The following is a 15,620-nucleotide window of genomic DNA, read 5'->3' on the forward strand; positions in this document are numbered from 1 at the left end:
AAACCTCTAATAAAAAATAATCAGCATAATTGCTAAAAATAGAAGCGCCTATACTATGCCTAGCACGTCGTTAACGTCTACCCACAATCCTGTACAAGAACTCATAGCCACTAAGTTAGCACGCGCTGTATTTGCTGGCTTTGAAGCTATGTTTGCACAGTTCTTAAATATTACCTTAGGGGCACAAAGTCGCTTTGAACAACGCCAATATCATGAGGTGCAAGCGGCAATGCGAGCGCGCTTGCAAGTGTATGAGCGTCAAGTAAAGCAGGTGAGTGAGGCCGTTAAAGTGATTGCCTATGATGAACTAAACTGTCCACAAACATGGCAACGTGCAAAAAATATTTATGGCGAAATGGTTAAAGAGCATGAAAACCAGCCAATTGCACATACGTTTTTTAATTCTACTTTTGGCGCTATTTGGGATGATAAAAAAATTCGTACGGTGCATTTATTTGTCTTAAAAGCAAAGTACCGGGGGCAACCACGTTCTTATGAAGGATTAGTGAGTCGTATTTCCTTAAAAGAAGGGTTTGATAGCGCAGTTAAAACCTTAGTTAATGAACAAGTGTTTAGAGTGCCATTTAAAAGTTTAAACGAGGACTTAGCTAAACTACAAGCAACGTTAACCCAAGGGGCGCAGCAACAATGCAGACAAGTGTATGAGCTAATAAGTTTAAATGACGGCTATATTGAGTACGCCAATTCACACTTTTACCGCAATAAAGCGTGTTATGTAATAGGACGATGTATTGCTAAAAATGGCGATAATATGCCCTTTGCAATAGCCATTTTAAATACCCCTGACGGGCTTACAATTGATGCTGTAATGATGGGCGCTGATCAGCTGAGCTTGTTATTTGGCTTTGCGCGCACGTACTTTATGGTAGATACCGACCAACCTGCACGGTATGTAGATTACTTAAGTGTGTTAATGCCTCACAAACAACGGTTTGAATTGTTTAATGCGATAGGTTTTATTAAACATGCGAAAACAGAATTTTATCGCTATAAGGTGGACACGACTAAAAGTAGCCCCGAGCAATATAAATATCATTTAGCGCCAGGTACACCAGGTATGGTGATGCTTGTTTTTACAATTGATGGCCTAGACTATGTGTACAAAGTAATAAAAGATAAATTTAGTGCACCAAAAACGGCGACAAAACAGCAGGTAAAAGATAAATATAACTTTGTAAAACAGGCTGATAGAGTAGGGCGATTAGTTGATACTCATGAATTTAGATACCTAGCCTTTGATTTAAGTCGTTTTAGTGATGAATTGCTTACACAAATGAAAAAACACATTGGTGATAGCTTAATTATTTCGGGCAAAGCGTTAATACTCAAACATGTCTATGTTGAGCGAAAAATGACACCGCTTAATTTATATATCGGTCAATGTACCAGTAAATCACTGCAGCAGGTGATGGTTGATTATGGTAAAGCGATTAAAGAGCTTGCCAGTGCTAATATTTTTGCCGGTGACATGCTAATGAAAAACTTTGGTGTGACACGTTGGGGGCGAGTGGTATTTTATGATTACGATGAAATTTGCCCTCTTACTGATTGTAATTTTAGAGAAGTGCCAAATACTGACAACGCGTTAGAGGAAATAAGCTCACATTCTTATTTTGATATAGACCAAAATGATATATTCCCGAGTCAATTTAAGGTGTTTTTTAGTGCCAGTAGCAGTGCCTTTAGCCATTTTAATCATTATCATAGTGATTTATTTACGGCAAAGTACTGGCAAATGACCCAGCAAGGTATTGAGCAAGGTCAGCTTCCTGATGTATATCCTTATAAACAAAGCTGGCGTTTTAATAATTTATAGTTTTGTTTATCTTTCATAGTTAAATTCGAAGTTGTGTTTTTAGGCAATGCTTCCCCTGCAATTGCTGATAACGCAGCATAAATGCAGAACATGTACTGCCCAACGAGTTCGGTCTAAATTGAACAAAGGTTAGTCCACAAAGGCCAATAAACTGATTAAATCAGCACTGAATTTTTGTGCTTAAGGCGCTGTTAACTCCAAAAGGAGTATTATGAGTTTAAATTAGTTGGCTTCGCTTTTTTGTCAGGCTTTGTGTTTGCCAGTGCTAAAACCCCGAGGTTACATCAATAAAATTACTAACCACTACACACTTTAAATATATTACACAGAAAATAACGAGTTAGTTGAAGCCGAAGTATGGCGAAAATCAAATAGAATAAAATACGAGGAGATTTATGCAGTACATTTCACATCAAGATCAGCAATTAACGTTTGAACAAACCGATAAGCCGCAGATTAGCAGTAATGAAGTATTGGTAAAAGTAGCAGCGATTGGCGTTAACCGCGCCGATTGTATGCAGCGCCAAGGTAAGTATCCTGCTCCTGAAGGGGATAGCCCTATTCTAGGACTCGAATGTGCAGGTACCGTGTGTGAGCTTGGCAGTGAGGTAGACCCTAAATGGCAAGATAAGCGTATTTTTACTCTATGTGCCGGTGGTGCGTACAGTGAATATGTCGCCGTAGATGCGCAGCAATTAATGGAATTGCCAGATAATATTTCTATGGCACAAGGTGCTGCTATTAGTGAAGTGTATTTAACTGCCTTTGGCGCACTCTTTGAGTTAGGAAAACTACAATCAGGGCAAACGGCGCTTATTCATGCCGGTGCCAGTGGCGTAGGCGGAGCGGCTATTCAAATGGCAAAAAGTGCCGGTGCACAGGTGGTAATAACAGCAGGGTCTGATGAAAAATGTGAACACGCTAAAAGCTTGGGTGCTGACCATGTGATTAATTATAAAACCACTGATTTTGTTGAATATATGAAGGCACATAACTTAAGTGCAAACGCCATAGTCGATCCGGTTTCTGGCCGCTATTTGAATAAAAATGCCAAAGTGGCCGCAATGGATTGTCAGATTGTGATGCTCGCATTTTTAGATAGTCGCTTTGCCGAAGTCGATTTTGCACGCTTATTACAAAAGCGCATTTCGTTTCATGCCTCGACATTACGTAATCGCAGTATCGCGTTTAAGCGCGCGTTAAGAGATGCATTTGTAGCGCGCTTTTATGATGATATTGCCAATCAAAAGTATGACTTTAATATTTATAAAACCATGCCATGGCAACAAGCTAGTGAGGCACATGCCATCTTAGAGGGTAATGAAAACTCAGGTAAAGTTGTATTGTTGGTAGAGTGAAAAAAGTAATGCCACAGGGATTAATATTGTTAATCCCTTTATGAGGCCATATACTTTAACAAACTATTTCGATTTTAAGGTTAATAATGAATCCAATTATTGCAATATTAAAAGAGCACAATGTCAGCGATGAAAAAGTAGCGGCATTATTTGAAGCATTTACCCAAAACCCAATGATGGCTATGGCATTAGTACAAGAGCTGGGCATACCACCTGAAAAACTTCAGCAATTGATGGCGGTAGTAATGACACAACCTCATTTAATTAAAGAAGCAACGGATGAGTTAGGTTTAGATTTTGCAAAAGTACAAGAAGCGAAAGACAAGTTAAACCAGCAGTAAACTATCTTTAGAGACATGTTTTATGCATGTCTCTATCCCTAAACATGTTTTGTTACACACTCATTTGAACGGCTCTGCATTTATACAGTCAAATAAATACTTAACCTATAGCAGGGACAAAACATGAAGCGACTTTATAAATTTTGGAAAAATAACCGTTCTTAAGGGCCTGTTAACCTTTCAAGGTTGAATTTGCAGTAGTCTGTTTGGTATTTAAGCAAGGCAGAGCCTATGTGGTGTGGTTATTCCCCATAAATAGGCGATAACGTAGCATCAATGCCAAACAGGTATTGCCCAAAGGGTTCTTCCAAGGGGCGATTAACTCTTTGTTACTCGGTTTTTACTTAGCCCACTAGGTTACAAACCTCGCGCCGCGATTAAATCGCCCCTTGTTTGAACAAATTCCAATCCGCAAAGGTCAACAGGCCCTATTGTTTTTATTATTTTAATGAGTGTGTTTCGTAGTGCCGTCGCCGATTGGTACGAAGTACCAACAGGTTCAATGAAACCGACTATTGAAGAAGGCGACCGAATCCTTACCGATAAAATGGCGTATGATTTACGTATACCATTTACGCATGTATCCCTGTTAAGACTGGCAGAACCACAAACCGGCGATATTATTGTATTTGATTCTAAAGTGGCGGATAACCGTTTAATAAAACGCGTTATTGGCACACCAGGTGATATAGTTTCATTGCAAAATAACGAATTGACCATTAATGGCGAGAAAGTAAGTTAAAGCACTTTAAACGAGAGTATTCGGTGGCTAGATAAAACTGAGCACTTAAAGGGGCATGCTCATACCATACGGCTTACCAAATCGGCAGCAAGCTTAGTGCAGTTTCCGGCAACACCAATAGCAGCAGATCATTATCTGGTTATGGGTGATAACCGCGATAACAGTGCGGATTCGCGGGTCATTGGATTAGTTCCACGTGATGAGTTGCTTGGTCGGGCAGAGCGTGTGATTGTCTCGCTTGATTATGATGATTACTACTTGCCAAGAAGTGACCGGTTTTTGAAGCGTTTAGAATAAAAAACTAACTATTACAATGGCTAAGCAAGATTGGTTAGCCATTGCTGTTTTTGCAGGTAGGATTATTTAAGGCATTAATCAATATCAATCGAGTAAGCTTCTAACAGCTTGTTAAGCTTAACTTGCTCTGAAGCATCAAACTCTATACCAACGCTAAGGCGGTTGCCTTTCATTTGGTTATTCCTAATGTAAGACGTAATAATAACAGGCTCGTTGTCTAATGGAGAAAGTATATGCACAAAAACTTGACGTTTTTTTAGTGCAACAAATCCAGAGCTTACGTGAATAGCAAAGCGACAACCACTCGGAGAAATATCAATAATTAAACCGTGCAATAAGCTTTTATTATCAGCATCAATATCGCCTTTATGTAAACTAATTTTAGCCGGAATGTGTGTAGGCAACCTGCTAGTTTCACGTAATTGGCGGCTTTCAATTTTTTTAGGGTAAGCTAAATAAATTAATCGTTCAGGGCGAAATGAAATCGCTAATATGCTGGTTGAAAAAGCAACACATTCGCCCCGTTCGTCTTCAATGATATAACGTACAATAGCCCCATTACCTTCAACTAAAATGTCGCTGTAATCATTTTTACCTGCTTGAGCAGGGTATTTTAATATTAAATATTTACCGGTGTCGTAGCCGATTAAAGTGAGTTTAAAGCGAACCTGAATGGGATTGTTAAATTGTATATCAATTAGCTTTCCCGGGAGTAAATCGAGGAAAAACTTCTTTTGATCTTCAGTTGGTTTATCTTCAACAGTAGTATTATTTTTATTTGTTTCCACAAACACTTTCTCAATATTAACAGACGCTTAATTATCTTTTAATATAGTGTAAAAATCACTAGTATAAAAGAGGGCATTTAGTAAAAGAAAATAATACTTTGTGCTTGTAATAGTGAGCGGAGTTAGTATTTTACTCCGCTGTGGAGATTAGATTGTTACTCTTTTGGCAACAAAACAGTATCAATGACATGAATCACGCCGTTGCTGGCTTTTACATCTGCCATTACTACGTTTGCATTGTTGATCATAACAGAGCCGTCATTGGTGGTTACATTCACAGACTGGCCTTGCACGGTCGCTGCACTGTCTAATTTTACAACGTCTGCAGCCATTACTTTACCTGATACCACATGGTAGGTAAGAATTGCAGTTAACTTGTCTTTATTTTCGCTCTTAAGAAGGTTTTCAACGGTACCTGCTGGTAGTTTAGCAAATGCTTCATCAGTTGGCGCAAATACAGTAAAAGGACCATCTCCTTTTAACGTATCAACGAGGCCTGCCGCTTTGACAGCTGCAACGAGTGTTGAAAAAGAACCATTGGCAGCAGCTACATCAACGATATCTTTTTTCATACCATGATGATCGGCATGAGCTGCTGAAGATAGGGTTAAACTTGCTAATACAAAAGTCAGAACAGACGCTATTTTCTTAAACATGTTACTTTCCTTTAAATTTATTAGTTGTCGGTTAAATATTACGCCGAGTTGCTAGCTTACGATCATTTTAAAAAAGGGGGGTTACATTACCTTATCCCAATAAAAGTATTTTATAAAAAGCAAAGCCTGCTATTAACCCTCCTAGTGAAAGCTTTTATGAGTAAACACGGTCTGTTTATTTTCAATTTTTTATATCCAGTTCAGCGATATAACGTCATTAATTAACAATAGGAAATAAACCATGAAAAAACGGGCTATTTTTACAGCGCTAATTGCATCACTTTCTTCATTAGCGTCTGTTGCTGGACAAACTGAAATGCAGATAAATACTCATAATCAACAGCTTGAAAATGTGGCTATGATGGCACAATTAACGGGTGAAATGGCACAGCGTATAGTCAATGCAGCGTCTGCAGCGGCACTCAAGGACAATTTAGCTGTATCAATAACCGTTGTGGATGCATCTGGGCAAACGCTGGCGGTACTTCGTGATCATCGTGCCGGTGTTCATACTATTCGTGCCAGTTATAAAAAAGCCTATACCGCCAATTCGCAAAAGCGTGAAACCGCAGTTATAGCAAAAGGCATAAAAGAGGGCACTATTCCAGCAGACCTTCGTTATTTAGATGAAAACATTTTAATATTGGATGGCGGGGTGCCTATTTATATTAACGATACTGTGGTGGGGGCTGTGGGAGTTGGCGGTGCTCATGGCAGTGAGGATGTACGTGTTGCAAAAGCAGGGATCAAAGCGTTATGGTTAGCGCAGTAGAAAAACAGATCACGTTACTAAATATCCCCAAAAGTGATAGTAAAGGAGTTTACAGATTATGAACGAGACTGATTTAGCGCACTTAAAACGCACCGTAGCGCTAGCTAAAGAGGCGCTAGAAGCAGGAGATGAACCGTTTGGCTCTGTGCTTGTTGATGCTGAAGGAAATGTATGTATGGAAGATCGTAACCGTGTTGCGAGTGGCGATCATACACGTCATCCTGAGTTTGAAATTGCTCGTTGGGCAGCAAATAATATGACCCCTGAGCAACGCGCTGGGGCTACTGTGTATACCTCTGGGGAACATTGCCCTATGTGCGCCGCAGCACACGCATGGGTAGGTTTAGGTCGAATTATGTATGTCAGTTCATCTGCGCAATTAACTAGCTGGCATAGCGAGCTCAAAATGACTAAGTCGCCCGTTAACCCGTTACCTATTGAAGCGGTTGCTCCTAATGTCGCTGTTTATGGGCCCGTACCAGCACTTGTTGAGCAAGTTAACGCCCTACATCGTCAATTCCACCAAGCAGATTAACAGCGCAGCAGCGCATGGTATTTAGACTAAAGCGACTACCTGTTATAGTTAACGGTAGTCACTTTTATTAAACGCAGCACAAGGGATTATTATGATCGTTAACCTGTTCGATAAGTTAATATTTGCTTGCGCTTTTATTGTTTCATTGCAACTACCGCAGCTGAGTGATCATTACCAACAACATTTAGCGGGCTTATACCATGCAACAAAATGGCAAGTCGACGGCTATGCAAAAACGGCCAAGCAATATAACTTTTCTAGCACGCAAGCGATGATAAACCGCCATTTAGCAAACACTGAACCTAGTGTCAGAGCCGATGCAAATCAAAAACAGCAAACATTACTGCAATTTGCCGATTTAAAAAAAGGGATGGCTATTTTTGAACAAGGTAATTTAGTGCAAAAAATGCTGTATATGTTCTCCCCTGAGCGCGTTGACAGATTACAAAGTACACTTGATAACTTTAAGTTAGGTATTCCTTTAACCACGAGTGCAGTGTTGTTTGCATTGGTATTAGCTATTTTATTAAATCAATTACTTATGCTGCCACATACTTTATATGTTAGGCGTAAAAAGCGTATTGCATCCGATGCGGTAAAATTTAATAGCTGATCGTCAATGAGTTATCATTGGTAATTTTCACTGGCCCTTTTAACAACAAATGCGCCACGAATGTCACCCAGTTTAAAATCAGTTGCCTGATCATTAGGGTATAAAGTCGCTATTTTTTTAGAAACTGTGGGGTCAATCTGACTGCCATGACACGCTAAACACGCTTTTTGAGTAGGAATCGCTTTTACAAAATACCAGCCATCGGGTCTTTGCTCTTGATATTCTATGCTTGCTAACGGCTCGCCATTGAGCTTACGTTGTTCAAAGTTTAATAAAACATTTTTGAGCCATGCATCGGGTTGATTATCTGAGTTACGAGTTTTCAAAGCACTGCGGCTAATTTGCCAAGGACTATTGCTGTGTTGTGAAGCGATAGCGGGTGCAGCTGTATTACATACACTTATTGCCGCTAGTGGGCCGCTTTGTTTCATAGTACTAACCAGTACCTGTTTTAAATCACTTGAAAATGCCTTAATGGTTTGTCGTGCCTCGTCGGTATTGCTAGCAAAAGCAGCGGATGAAATAAATAAACTGGAAAAAATTAAAATAATGCGCATAATACACCTCCAAACATTAGAAGGTTCTAATATACAGGGTGTCAGGTGTTTTTCAAGTAAATCGTTTAGCATTTAAGCACTTTTTACTTAAGGTACCGCGCCTAAAATCGATAAACAGTTTCAAGAGAAAAGATATGCACAATAAGCACGGTGAGAATAAAGTAATAAACCAACAAAATAACCATGATGCTGGTGGACTTAATGCACAAGATCCATTAGCCGCTATTAAAGCAATTCGACTCGAACAGTTAGCGCAATGTCGGCTTAAAACACAAAAAGAAATACAGCACATGCAAAACAAAAAATAGCCTTGGACGATAAAAACTTGCTAAGTTAACGTTATTAATTTTAAAGGTTGGATAGTGCAATTAATCCGTTATCTATAAAACATCCGCATCAAATTATTACTTTTATAGCTTGGCTGTGCGCTTTAGCTGTGATGTTAATAGGGCTACTTGCGCCTGAAAATAAACGTGTTTTAATGCTGTTGTCACTGAGTTCGCTCTGCTTACTTGTGTTTAATAGTGTAACGATGTCAGCTTGGGTATTTAAACGTTTTAAAGACCAACAATTACGCTTTATTGCTCTTTTAGGCAGTGGCGCTTTTATGTTGTGTATCGCGGGTGATGTGGTTAATTTTAATTTACCCCAACACTATTATCGCTATGGTACCTTGATAAAACATGATTACTTAGTGGATTCAATCTTATTTTTTGCACCTGGTTACAGCCTTTTATTTATAGCCTGTGTGTTAGCTTTTAATATAAAACGCCGGATGTCGCTTATAAAAAGTGCACTTTTTTTTGTTGTTGTGTTGGTGCTAAGTAGTGCGTCGCTCTCTTCTATGTATCTTGAGGGGGTAGGAGATACTATTTTAGCTATGACAGGGGTCTATAGTTTAGTGATAACGTCTGTTGGGCTTATGGGTCTGGTATTAGTTGTTGCCTATGGTGGGATTAACGCACCCAAACCAATAGTGTGGGTGAGCTTAGGGCTTTTCCTTGCTGCATTGGCTGATGCCATTATTGGTGCTTTTTGGATTTATGGTAATCAGGGGCAAGGCTTTTACCCTCAAGTGCGCTATATAAACTGGTTTGTGTATATTAGCTCGCAAAGCTTGGTGATTCACTTAGCAAAAGTTGTTGCAGTAATACAAAATCGCAATAATGCTTAATGATTTTCAGGAAGTAAACCAGAGAATAGCGGCGTTAAAAATTCTTATTAGAATAGCTAAATAACAGATGAAAAAAAAGCCGCTAAATATTAGCGGCTTTAAGCGATAATAATTACATTACGCGCATACCCGGCTCAGAGCCGTCGTCTGGGTTAAGAATGTAAATTTCTTTACCACCAGGGCCTGCCGCAAGTACCATGCCTTCAGACATTCCAAAACGCATTTTACGTGGTTTAAGGTTAGCAACCATTACCGTTAATTTACCTTCAATGTCTTCTGGTGCGTAAGCCGATTTAATTCCAGCAAACACTTGGCGAGTTTCACCGCCTAAATCAAGGGTTAATTTAAGCAGCTTGTCAGCGCCTTCTACGTGCTCTGCTTTGGCAATTTTAGCAACACGCAGGTCTACCTTTGCAAAGTCATCAAACTCAATCTCTTCGCTAATAGGCTCTTTTGCAAGTGGGCAATTAGGATCGATTTTGTCTTTTTCAGCAACTAAGCTTTCTTTTGATTCTTCAACCATTTTATTCACTTTATCCATTTCTACACGTTGCATTAACGGCTTAAATTTATTGATAGGGTGGTTTACTAACGCTGTTTGCACACCCTGCCAAGATAATTCATCATTTAAAAAGGCTTCAACATTACTTGCCATGCCTGGTAGCACTGGTTTTAAGTAAGTGATCAACACGCGAAATAGGTTAAGTCCTAGTGAACAAACCTGATGCGCTTCTTCTTGCTTTGACTCATCTTTAATAAGCACCCAAGGCGCGGCATTATCAATAAACTGGTTTGCTTTATCAGCAAGTGCCATGATTTCACGAATTGCGCGGCTGTATTCACGGTTCTCGTAATATTCGGTGATTGTCGCTGATGCGTTCTGAAATTCTGCAAGCAATTGAGGTTGCATAACTGTATTGCTCAGCTTACCGTCGAACTTTTTAGTAATAAAACCAGCACAACGACTGGCAATATTCACTACTTTACCCACTAAGTCTGAGTTTACACGTTGTGCAAAATCTTCAAGGTTTAAATCTAAATCGGTAATGCCACTATTAAGTTTAGCTGCGTAGTAGTAACGTAAAAATTCTGGGTCTAGGTTATCTAAATAAGTACGCGCTTTAATAAACGTGCCTTTTGATTTAGACATTTTTGCGCCATTGACCGTAACAAAACCATGGGCGAATACGTTAGTTGGCTTTCTAAATTGAGCGCCTTCTAACATCGCAGGCCAAAATAGGCTGTGGAAATAGATGATGTCTTTACCAATAAAGTGATAAAGCTCAGCGTCTGAACCTTCTTGCCAAAATGCATCAAAGTCGATGCCCTGTTTATCACATAAGTTTTTAAAGCTCGCCATATAACCAATAGGCGCATCTAGCCATACGTAAAAGTATTTACCCGGTGCGTTTGGAATTTCAAAACCAAAATAAGGTGCATCACGGCTAATGTCCCATTGCTGGAGACCATCGGCAAACCACTCATCTAACTTGTTGGCCATTTCTTGTTGAATTGTGCCTGAATGTAGCCACTCTTTAAGCATGTCTTCAAAGGCGGGTAAGTCAAAAAAGTAATGCTCAGAATCTTTTAAGATAGGCTCAGCACCCGACATAACAGAGCGTGGGTTGATTAGCTCGGTTGGGCTGTAGGTTGCGCCACAGGCATCACAGCTATCCCCGTTCTGATCTTCTGATTTACATGTAGGACACGTGCCAGTGACAAAGCGATCTGGCAGAAAAATGCCTTTTTCTGGATCGAATAACTGTGAAATAGTGTGCTTTTTGATATGACTGGCATCGTTAAGGCGGTTATAAATAAGCTCACTAAATTCTTTATTCTCTTGGCTATGGGTACTGTGGTAATTATCAAATTTGATATTAAAATCAGCAAAGTCGCGTTGGCGCTCGATACTAACGTTTTTTACCATTTCCTCAGGCGTGATCCCTTGCTTTTGCGCATTAAGCATAATAGGTGTGCCATGAGCATCATCGGCGCATACATAGTATGCTTCGTGGCCTTGTAGTTTTTGAAAACGCGACCAAATATCAGTTTGAATATACTCTAATAAATGCCCTAAATGGGTAGGGCCATTGGCATAAGGTAATGCGCTAGTAATCAGGATCTTTCGCTGTGCCATAATCATTCCGAATTAAGCGTTCCTAGTCAGGAACAGATGAAAATTATTACATTATCGATAAGCAAAGTGATAACAGAGCACACTGCTTATCGATATTTACTAATTGACTGGTGTTAATGCCCTGAATGTTACATAATTCCGTGGCACTTTTCATCAAAGAAACGCTATTTTATTGCTATGTTTGGACTGTCGAAACTATTCTCTGCAAAATCGGTGCAAAAACAACCGATTATTTCTGCTCTAGCGGCCTATCGCAGTGCCGCTTTCGCTGTGGGTATTGAGCAAGATTTCATTGCTGATATCACTCAAAACACCGATAAATCAATTACGGTTAAACTCAATCTCCCTTTTGCGGCGCAATCTGAAATGCCGCATGTGGCTCAATTTTTGACTGAGCGTTTAAAGATTGATGTAAACGTAACGGCTAGTGTTCACCTTAAAGAGGCTGCGAAATTTAAAGCCATTAAACATATTGTTTTAGTCGCCTCAGGAAAAGGTGGGGTGGGCAAATCTACTACGGCCGTTAATCTTGCGGGCTCGCTTAAAAATGAAGGCGCAAAAGTAGGCATACTAGATGCCGACATTTATGGTCCGTCAATTCCTATGTTGTTAGGATTAGTTGGCAGTGAGCCGGTTACAAAAGACAATAAACAATTACAACCGTTTGATGCCAATGGTATTAAAGCGCAATCTATCGGTTTTTTAGTCCCCAGCGATGATGCCACCGTATGGCGCGGCCCAATGGCCTCAGGCGCGCTTAGTCAGCTTTTAAATGAAACCGATTGGGGTGAACTTGATTATTTAATTGTAGATATGCCGCCAGGTACCGGTGATATTCAATTAACCATGAGCCAAAAAGTGCCAGCCAGTGGCACCGTGATTGTCACGACGCCACAAGACTTAGCGCTTGCTGATGCGCAAAAGGGTATTGCTATGTTTAATAAAGTAAATGTGCCAGTGCTCGGTTTGATTGAAAATATGAGCCATTACATTTGTGGGCATTGCGGCGAGGCCAACCATGTATTTGGTAAAGACGGTGCACAAAAATTAGCCCTTAAGCATGGTGTGCCTGTGCTTTCGCATATTCCGCTTGCGATTGATATCAGAGAATCCTCTGAGCAAGGTAAGTTGATTGCCGATGATAAAGATGCGGTTATTAGCAAAACTTACAGCGCGGCCGCACGATTGATTGCCAGCACGCTTTACTATCAACAACATCACAACGCGATTGACGTTGTGATTACGGAAGATTAAAAATGAGACTTTCAGATACACATATTAAAGAATACTTAAACGATGGGCGCATTGTTATCGAGCCCGCGCCAACGAGTGAAATGATTTCAGGGGTTACCGCTGATCTTCGCTTAGGTAATAAGTTTAGAACATTTCATGCCCATAATGCCGCTTATGTTGATTTAAGTGGTCCAAAAGATCAGCTTAATAAAGCGTTAGAATCAATCATGAGCGACGAAATTGTATTAGCTGAAGGCGAAGCGTTTTTTCTACATCCTGGCGAGCTTGCGTTGGCAATAACCTATGAAAAAGTAACCCTACCTGCAGACATTGTTGGTTGGTTAGACGGGCGTTCATCGCTGGCACGTTTAGGTTTAATGGTGCATGTTACAGCACACAGAATCGATCCTGGTTGGAGTGGTAATATTGTTTTAGAGTTTTATAACTCGGGTAAGTTGCCGCTTGCGCTCAGACCTATGATGAAAATTGGCGCAATGAGTTTTGAAACACTTACCGGTCCATGTGAAAGCCCTTATAACACCCGCATTGATGCAAAATATAAAGATCAGAATAGTGCGGTAGCAAGCCGTATCAGTGACGATAAATAACTAAGCTAAACAATAGCTTATTTTTCTAGTTGATGAAGCGCATAACCTAATAGTTGAAAATAATGGTTAAGCGCTTCATTGGCGAGTAACGTGTGCTTTAGCTCAGGATAAATTAAGTTATTATTACTCAAACCGCCGACTAAGAAACTGTTTTTGATTGTTTGATGCTCGTTGATACAGGCTTCAAAACACCGAGCAGCAAGCTCCTCTGGCATACTCATATACTGCTGATTATGCGCTTTATCAAACGCAATGCATTTATTTACAAATTCATTGGCATGTTCACCGCTTTGCTCTAAAAACACCTGTTTATAAAATTCATTAAGTGCATCATTAAGTGGATGGCTTAAGTCGGGAGAGTGTGATAACCATAACTTAGAAGCGAAACCAAAGCGGGTTTTTGATTTAAACAAATGCTCACTAATATGATGATCAAAAGCATGAAACCATTCATGGGCTAAAGCGCCACCGCCTGCATTTTTAGCCAGTGCTAAGGTTTGGTCATACGCATTATAATGTGCTTGCACGCCTTTTTGTCCACCGTGACCAAAAGCGAAATTAAGTTTGCCACGCAGGCCAATGGCAGTGGGTGGTAAATGCAAAATCTGCGCTAAATCAGCCAGCGCATCATAAATTAAGTTGGCACTAATAAAGCGCTCTTCTTTAGTAACCCATTTACCAACCACCATAGAACGAAAACCAAAAGTGGTTCTTATATCATTAAAATCGACTTGATCGTCAAAACGATAGTCGGGGCCTTGGCGAGAAAATCCGCGTTTTAATCGAGATGTGGTATTACGCATCGGTTATTTTATTTCAGCTCATACATTACAAGTAACGTGCTTTTACGTGAGCGGGCATGTGTTGGGTTTGTTTTTTTATTAATTCCTCTAATAAACCATACAAGGGCGCAGGGTTTAGTGCTTCTATGAGCCATAAACTATGCGCTACTGCTTCTAGTGTCGATAAACTATCTGCTCTTGGGGCTTTACGAATAGCATAACGGTTGGTGGGAATATGGCTAAAGCTTACCGTTTTAAACTGTTGTAATAACGGGGTTAATTGCAAAATTTTAAAGGCTTTATTCCATGTACCATCAATCACAATTAAATGCGTAATCTCTTGTAGATTTTCTTTACTATTCGGTCGGTCTAATTTTACGGCGCTCTCGCTTGGGTAGAGTAATACGCTCGATTCTATAGGCAGGTTTTGTAAACAGGCGAAGTCCTGATTATTTTCGCCTCTAATAATTTTACAGTGGGTTAAACCCAAAGCTAATAGCTGCGCCGTATTTTTGCTAACTTTTGCTTCACTGGGGTGCTGCAAAATAATAACCTGTGTTTGGTTATTAACACGGGTAATTGCGCTGCAAATACAAGTGCTTAGCGAAAAGTTACACTGTTTACAAAGAGGACGTGCCATTGAATACACTATTTCGTTGGTACATTTGCCGTAATTATACATTTTTGCACTAATAAAGTTGGTTTTTTTTGTGCTTAGATATAGAGTAAGAGATAAGAAGAAAATCGATGGACCGTATTGAAGGGCATGAATATGACAGAGATCAATATTGACGAATCCGCTTTAGAAAGTATGGAATCGCTATTAGGTGAACAATTTCCAGATACGCTGGAATTTTGTTGTGCGGAATTTGAGCGATTGGGGAACGAAGCAATTGCTGCTCTTGGGCAAGATAAAGAGGCTGCTATTCGCCACTCTCATAGCCTTAAATCAAACGCCGCTCAATTTGGTGCGGCAAGTTTAGCCGAAGTTGCTCGTTTAATTGAATATAATTTAAATAACGGGAATGACGAGCAGGCTGTTAATGCAGCCGATGGATTAATGGCGCAAGTTACTGGTTCACAAGCAAAACTAAATGCATGGTTAGCTGGGCGCTAAACGCGTTTCAATAGTAATAAAAAAGAGTGTTAACGTGAATTTTTTTCAGTTTTAAGCGCTTAATTTTCCTAGT

17 protein-coding genes and 1 pseudogene are annotated in these 15,620 nt (G+C 39.9%); 12 read left to right on the plus strand and 6 right to left on the minus strand.

What is annotated here, in order from left to right; genetic code table 11:
- The first annotated feature begins 55 nt into the window (after nucleotides 1–55).
- The 4 genes and pseudogenes from aceK (at nucleotide 56) to lepB (ending at nucleotide 4,575) form a co-directional block, all read left to right on the plus strand.
- Complete coding sequence (gene aceK, locus QL984_RS00560) at nucleotides 56–1,837, plus strand: bifunctional isocitrate dehydrogenase kinase/phosphatase (RefSeq protein ID WP_290171861.1); 1,782 nt, start codon at nucleotides 56–58, stop codon at nucleotides 1,835–1,837.
- A 395-nt stretch (nucleotides 1,838–2,232) separates the two neighbouring features.
- Nucleotides 2,233–3,195, plus strand: coding sequence for a zinc-binding dehydrogenase (locus QL984_RS00565; protein ID WP_028835153.1), 963 nt, complete (start codon nucleotides 2,233–2,235; stop codon nucleotides 3,193–3,195).
- A gap of 86 nt (nucleotides 3,196–3,281) precedes the next feature.
- On the plus strand, nucleotides 3,282–3,536 hold the full coding sequence (locus QL984_RS00570; protein WP_008113615.1) for a DUF2999 family protein: 255 nt from the start codon (nucleotides 3,282–3,284) through the stop codon (nucleotides 3,534–3,536).
- A 430-nt stretch (nucleotides 3,537–3,966) separates the two neighbouring features.
- Nucleotides 3,967–4,575: pseudogene (gene lepB, locus QL984_RS00575) on the plus strand (signal peptidase I).
- A 74-nt stretch (nucleotides 4,576–4,649) separates the two neighbouring features.
- On the opposite strand, the gene QL984_RS00580 reads toward lepB, so the two are convergent.
- Both QL984_RS00580 and QL984_RS00585 read right to left on the minus strand, forming a co-directional pair.
- Nucleotides 4,650–5,363, minus strand: a complete 714-nt coding sequence (locus QL984_RS00580; RefSeq protein WP_013465062.1) for a flagellar brake protein — start codon at nucleotides 5,361–5,363, stop codon at nucleotides 4,650–4,652.
- A 155-nt stretch (nucleotides 5,364–5,518) separates the two neighbouring features.
- The gene (locus tag QL984_RS00585) at nucleotides 5,519–6,019 is read right to left on the minus strand and encodes a fasciclin domain-containing protein (protein WP_290171862.1); all 501 of its coding nucleotides are present in this window, start codon (nucleotides 6,017–6,019) and stop codon (nucleotides 5,519–5,521) included.
- 241 nt (nucleotides 6,020–6,260) lie between these two features.
- On the opposite strand from QL984_RS00585, the gene QL984_RS00590 reads away from it, so the two are divergent.
- From QL984_RS00590 to QL984_RS00600, 3 genes are all read left to right on the plus strand, one after another.
- Nucleotides 6,261–6,791, plus strand: coding sequence for a heme-binding protein (locus tag QL984_RS00590; RefSeq protein WP_290171863.1), 531 nt, complete (start codon nucleotides 6,261–6,263; stop codon nucleotides 6,789–6,791).
- Nucleotides 6,792–6,849: 58 nt separating this feature from the next.
- Nucleotides 6,850–7,326, plus strand: a complete 477-nt coding sequence (locus QL984_RS00595; RefSeq protein WP_290171864.1) for a nucleoside deaminase — start codon at nucleotides 6,850–6,852, stop codon at nucleotides 7,324–7,326.
- Between the two features lie 91 nt (nucleotides 7,327–7,417).
- Nucleotides 7,418–7,939, plus strand: coding sequence for a DUF2937 family protein (locus QL984_RS00600; RefSeq protein WP_090492458.1), 522 nt, complete (start codon nucleotides 7,418–7,420; stop codon nucleotides 7,937–7,939).
- Nucleotides 7,940–7,953: 14 nt separating this feature from the next.
- Here QL984_RS00600 and QL984_RS00605 read toward each other — a convergent pair whose 3' ends face one another.
- Nucleotides 7,954–8,496, minus strand: a complete 543-nt coding sequence (locus QL984_RS00605; RefSeq protein ID WP_290171865.1) for a DUF3365 domain-containing protein — start codon at nucleotides 8,494–8,496, stop codon at nucleotides 7,954–7,956.
- A 134-nt stretch (nucleotides 8,497–8,630) separates the two neighbouring features.
- Here QL984_RS00605 and QL984_RS00610 point away from each other — a divergent pair, with 134 nt between their 5' ends.
- Both QL984_RS00610 and QL984_RS00615 read left to right on the plus strand, forming a co-directional pair.
- The gene (locus tag QL984_RS00610) at nucleotides 8,631–8,804 is read left to right on the plus strand and encodes a hypothetical protein (protein ID WP_167380510.1); all 174 of its coding nucleotides are present in this window, start codon (nucleotides 8,631–8,633) and stop codon (nucleotides 8,802–8,804) included.
- 224 nt (nucleotides 8,805–9,028) lie between these two features.
- Nucleotides 9,029–9,670: a hypothetical protein gene (locus tag QL984_RS00615; RefSeq protein ID WP_290171866.1), complete on the plus strand. Its 642-nt coding sequence runs from the start codon at nucleotides 9,029–9,031 to the stop codon at nucleotides 9,668–9,670.
- Nucleotides 9,671–9,782: 112 nt separating this feature from the next.
- Here the strand turns inward: QL984_RS00615 and metG are convergent, their stop codons facing one another.
- Entirely contained in the window at nucleotides 9,783–11,807 is a 2,025-nt protein-coding gene (metG, locus tag QL984_RS00620) for a methionine--tRNA ligase (protein ID WP_290171867.1), read from the minus strand.
- Nucleotides 11,808–11,984: 177 nt separating this feature from the next.
- Here metG and apbC point away from each other — a divergent pair, with 177 nt between their 5' ends.
- Entirely contained in the window at nucleotides 11,985–13,061 is a 1,077-nt protein-coding gene (apbC, locus tag QL984_RS00625) for an iron-sulfur cluster carrier protein ApbC (protein WP_290171868.1), read from the plus strand.
- A 2-nt stretch (nucleotides 13,062–13,063) separates the two neighbouring features.
- The gene (dcd, locus tag QL984_RS00630; protein WP_013465052.1) at nucleotides 13,064–13,648 is read left to right on the plus strand and encodes a dCTP deaminase; all 585 of its coding nucleotides are present in this window, start codon (nucleotides 13,064–13,066) and stop codon (nucleotides 13,646–13,648) included.
- 17 nt (nucleotides 13,649–13,665) lie between these two features.
- On the opposite strand, the gene QL984_RS00635 is transcribed toward dcd, so the two are convergent.
- Together QL984_RS00635 and QL984_RS00640 are read right to left on the minus strand one after the other, a co-directional pair.
- Nucleotides 13,666–14,451: a CLCA_X family protein gene (locus QL984_RS00635; RefSeq protein ID WP_290171869.1), complete on the minus strand. Its 786-nt coding sequence runs from the start codon at nucleotides 14,449–14,451 to the stop codon at nucleotides 13,666–13,668.
- Between the two features lie 25 nt (nucleotides 14,452–14,476).
- Entirely contained in the window at nucleotides 14,477–15,070 is a 594-nt protein-coding gene (locus QL984_RS00640; RefSeq protein WP_028835164.1) for a tRNA-uridine aminocarboxypropyltransferase, read from the minus strand.
- A gap of 132 nt (nucleotides 15,071–15,202) precedes the next feature.
- On the opposite strand from QL984_RS00640, the gene QL984_RS00645 reads away from it, so the two are divergent.
- A complete protein-coding gene (locus QL984_RS00645; RefSeq protein ID WP_013465049.1) occupies nucleotides 15,203–15,547 on the plus strand; it encodes an Hpt domain-containing protein in 345 nt (114 codons plus the stop codon).
- Nucleotides 15,548–15,620 lie beyond the last annotated feature (73 nt).

It is taken from the genome of Pseudoalteromonas sp. APC 3495 (assembly GCF_030407645.1).
Taxonomy (GTDB): Bacteria; Pseudomonadota; Gammaproteobacteria; order Enterobacterales; family Alteromonadaceae; genus Pseudoalteromonas; species Pseudoalteromonas tetraodonis.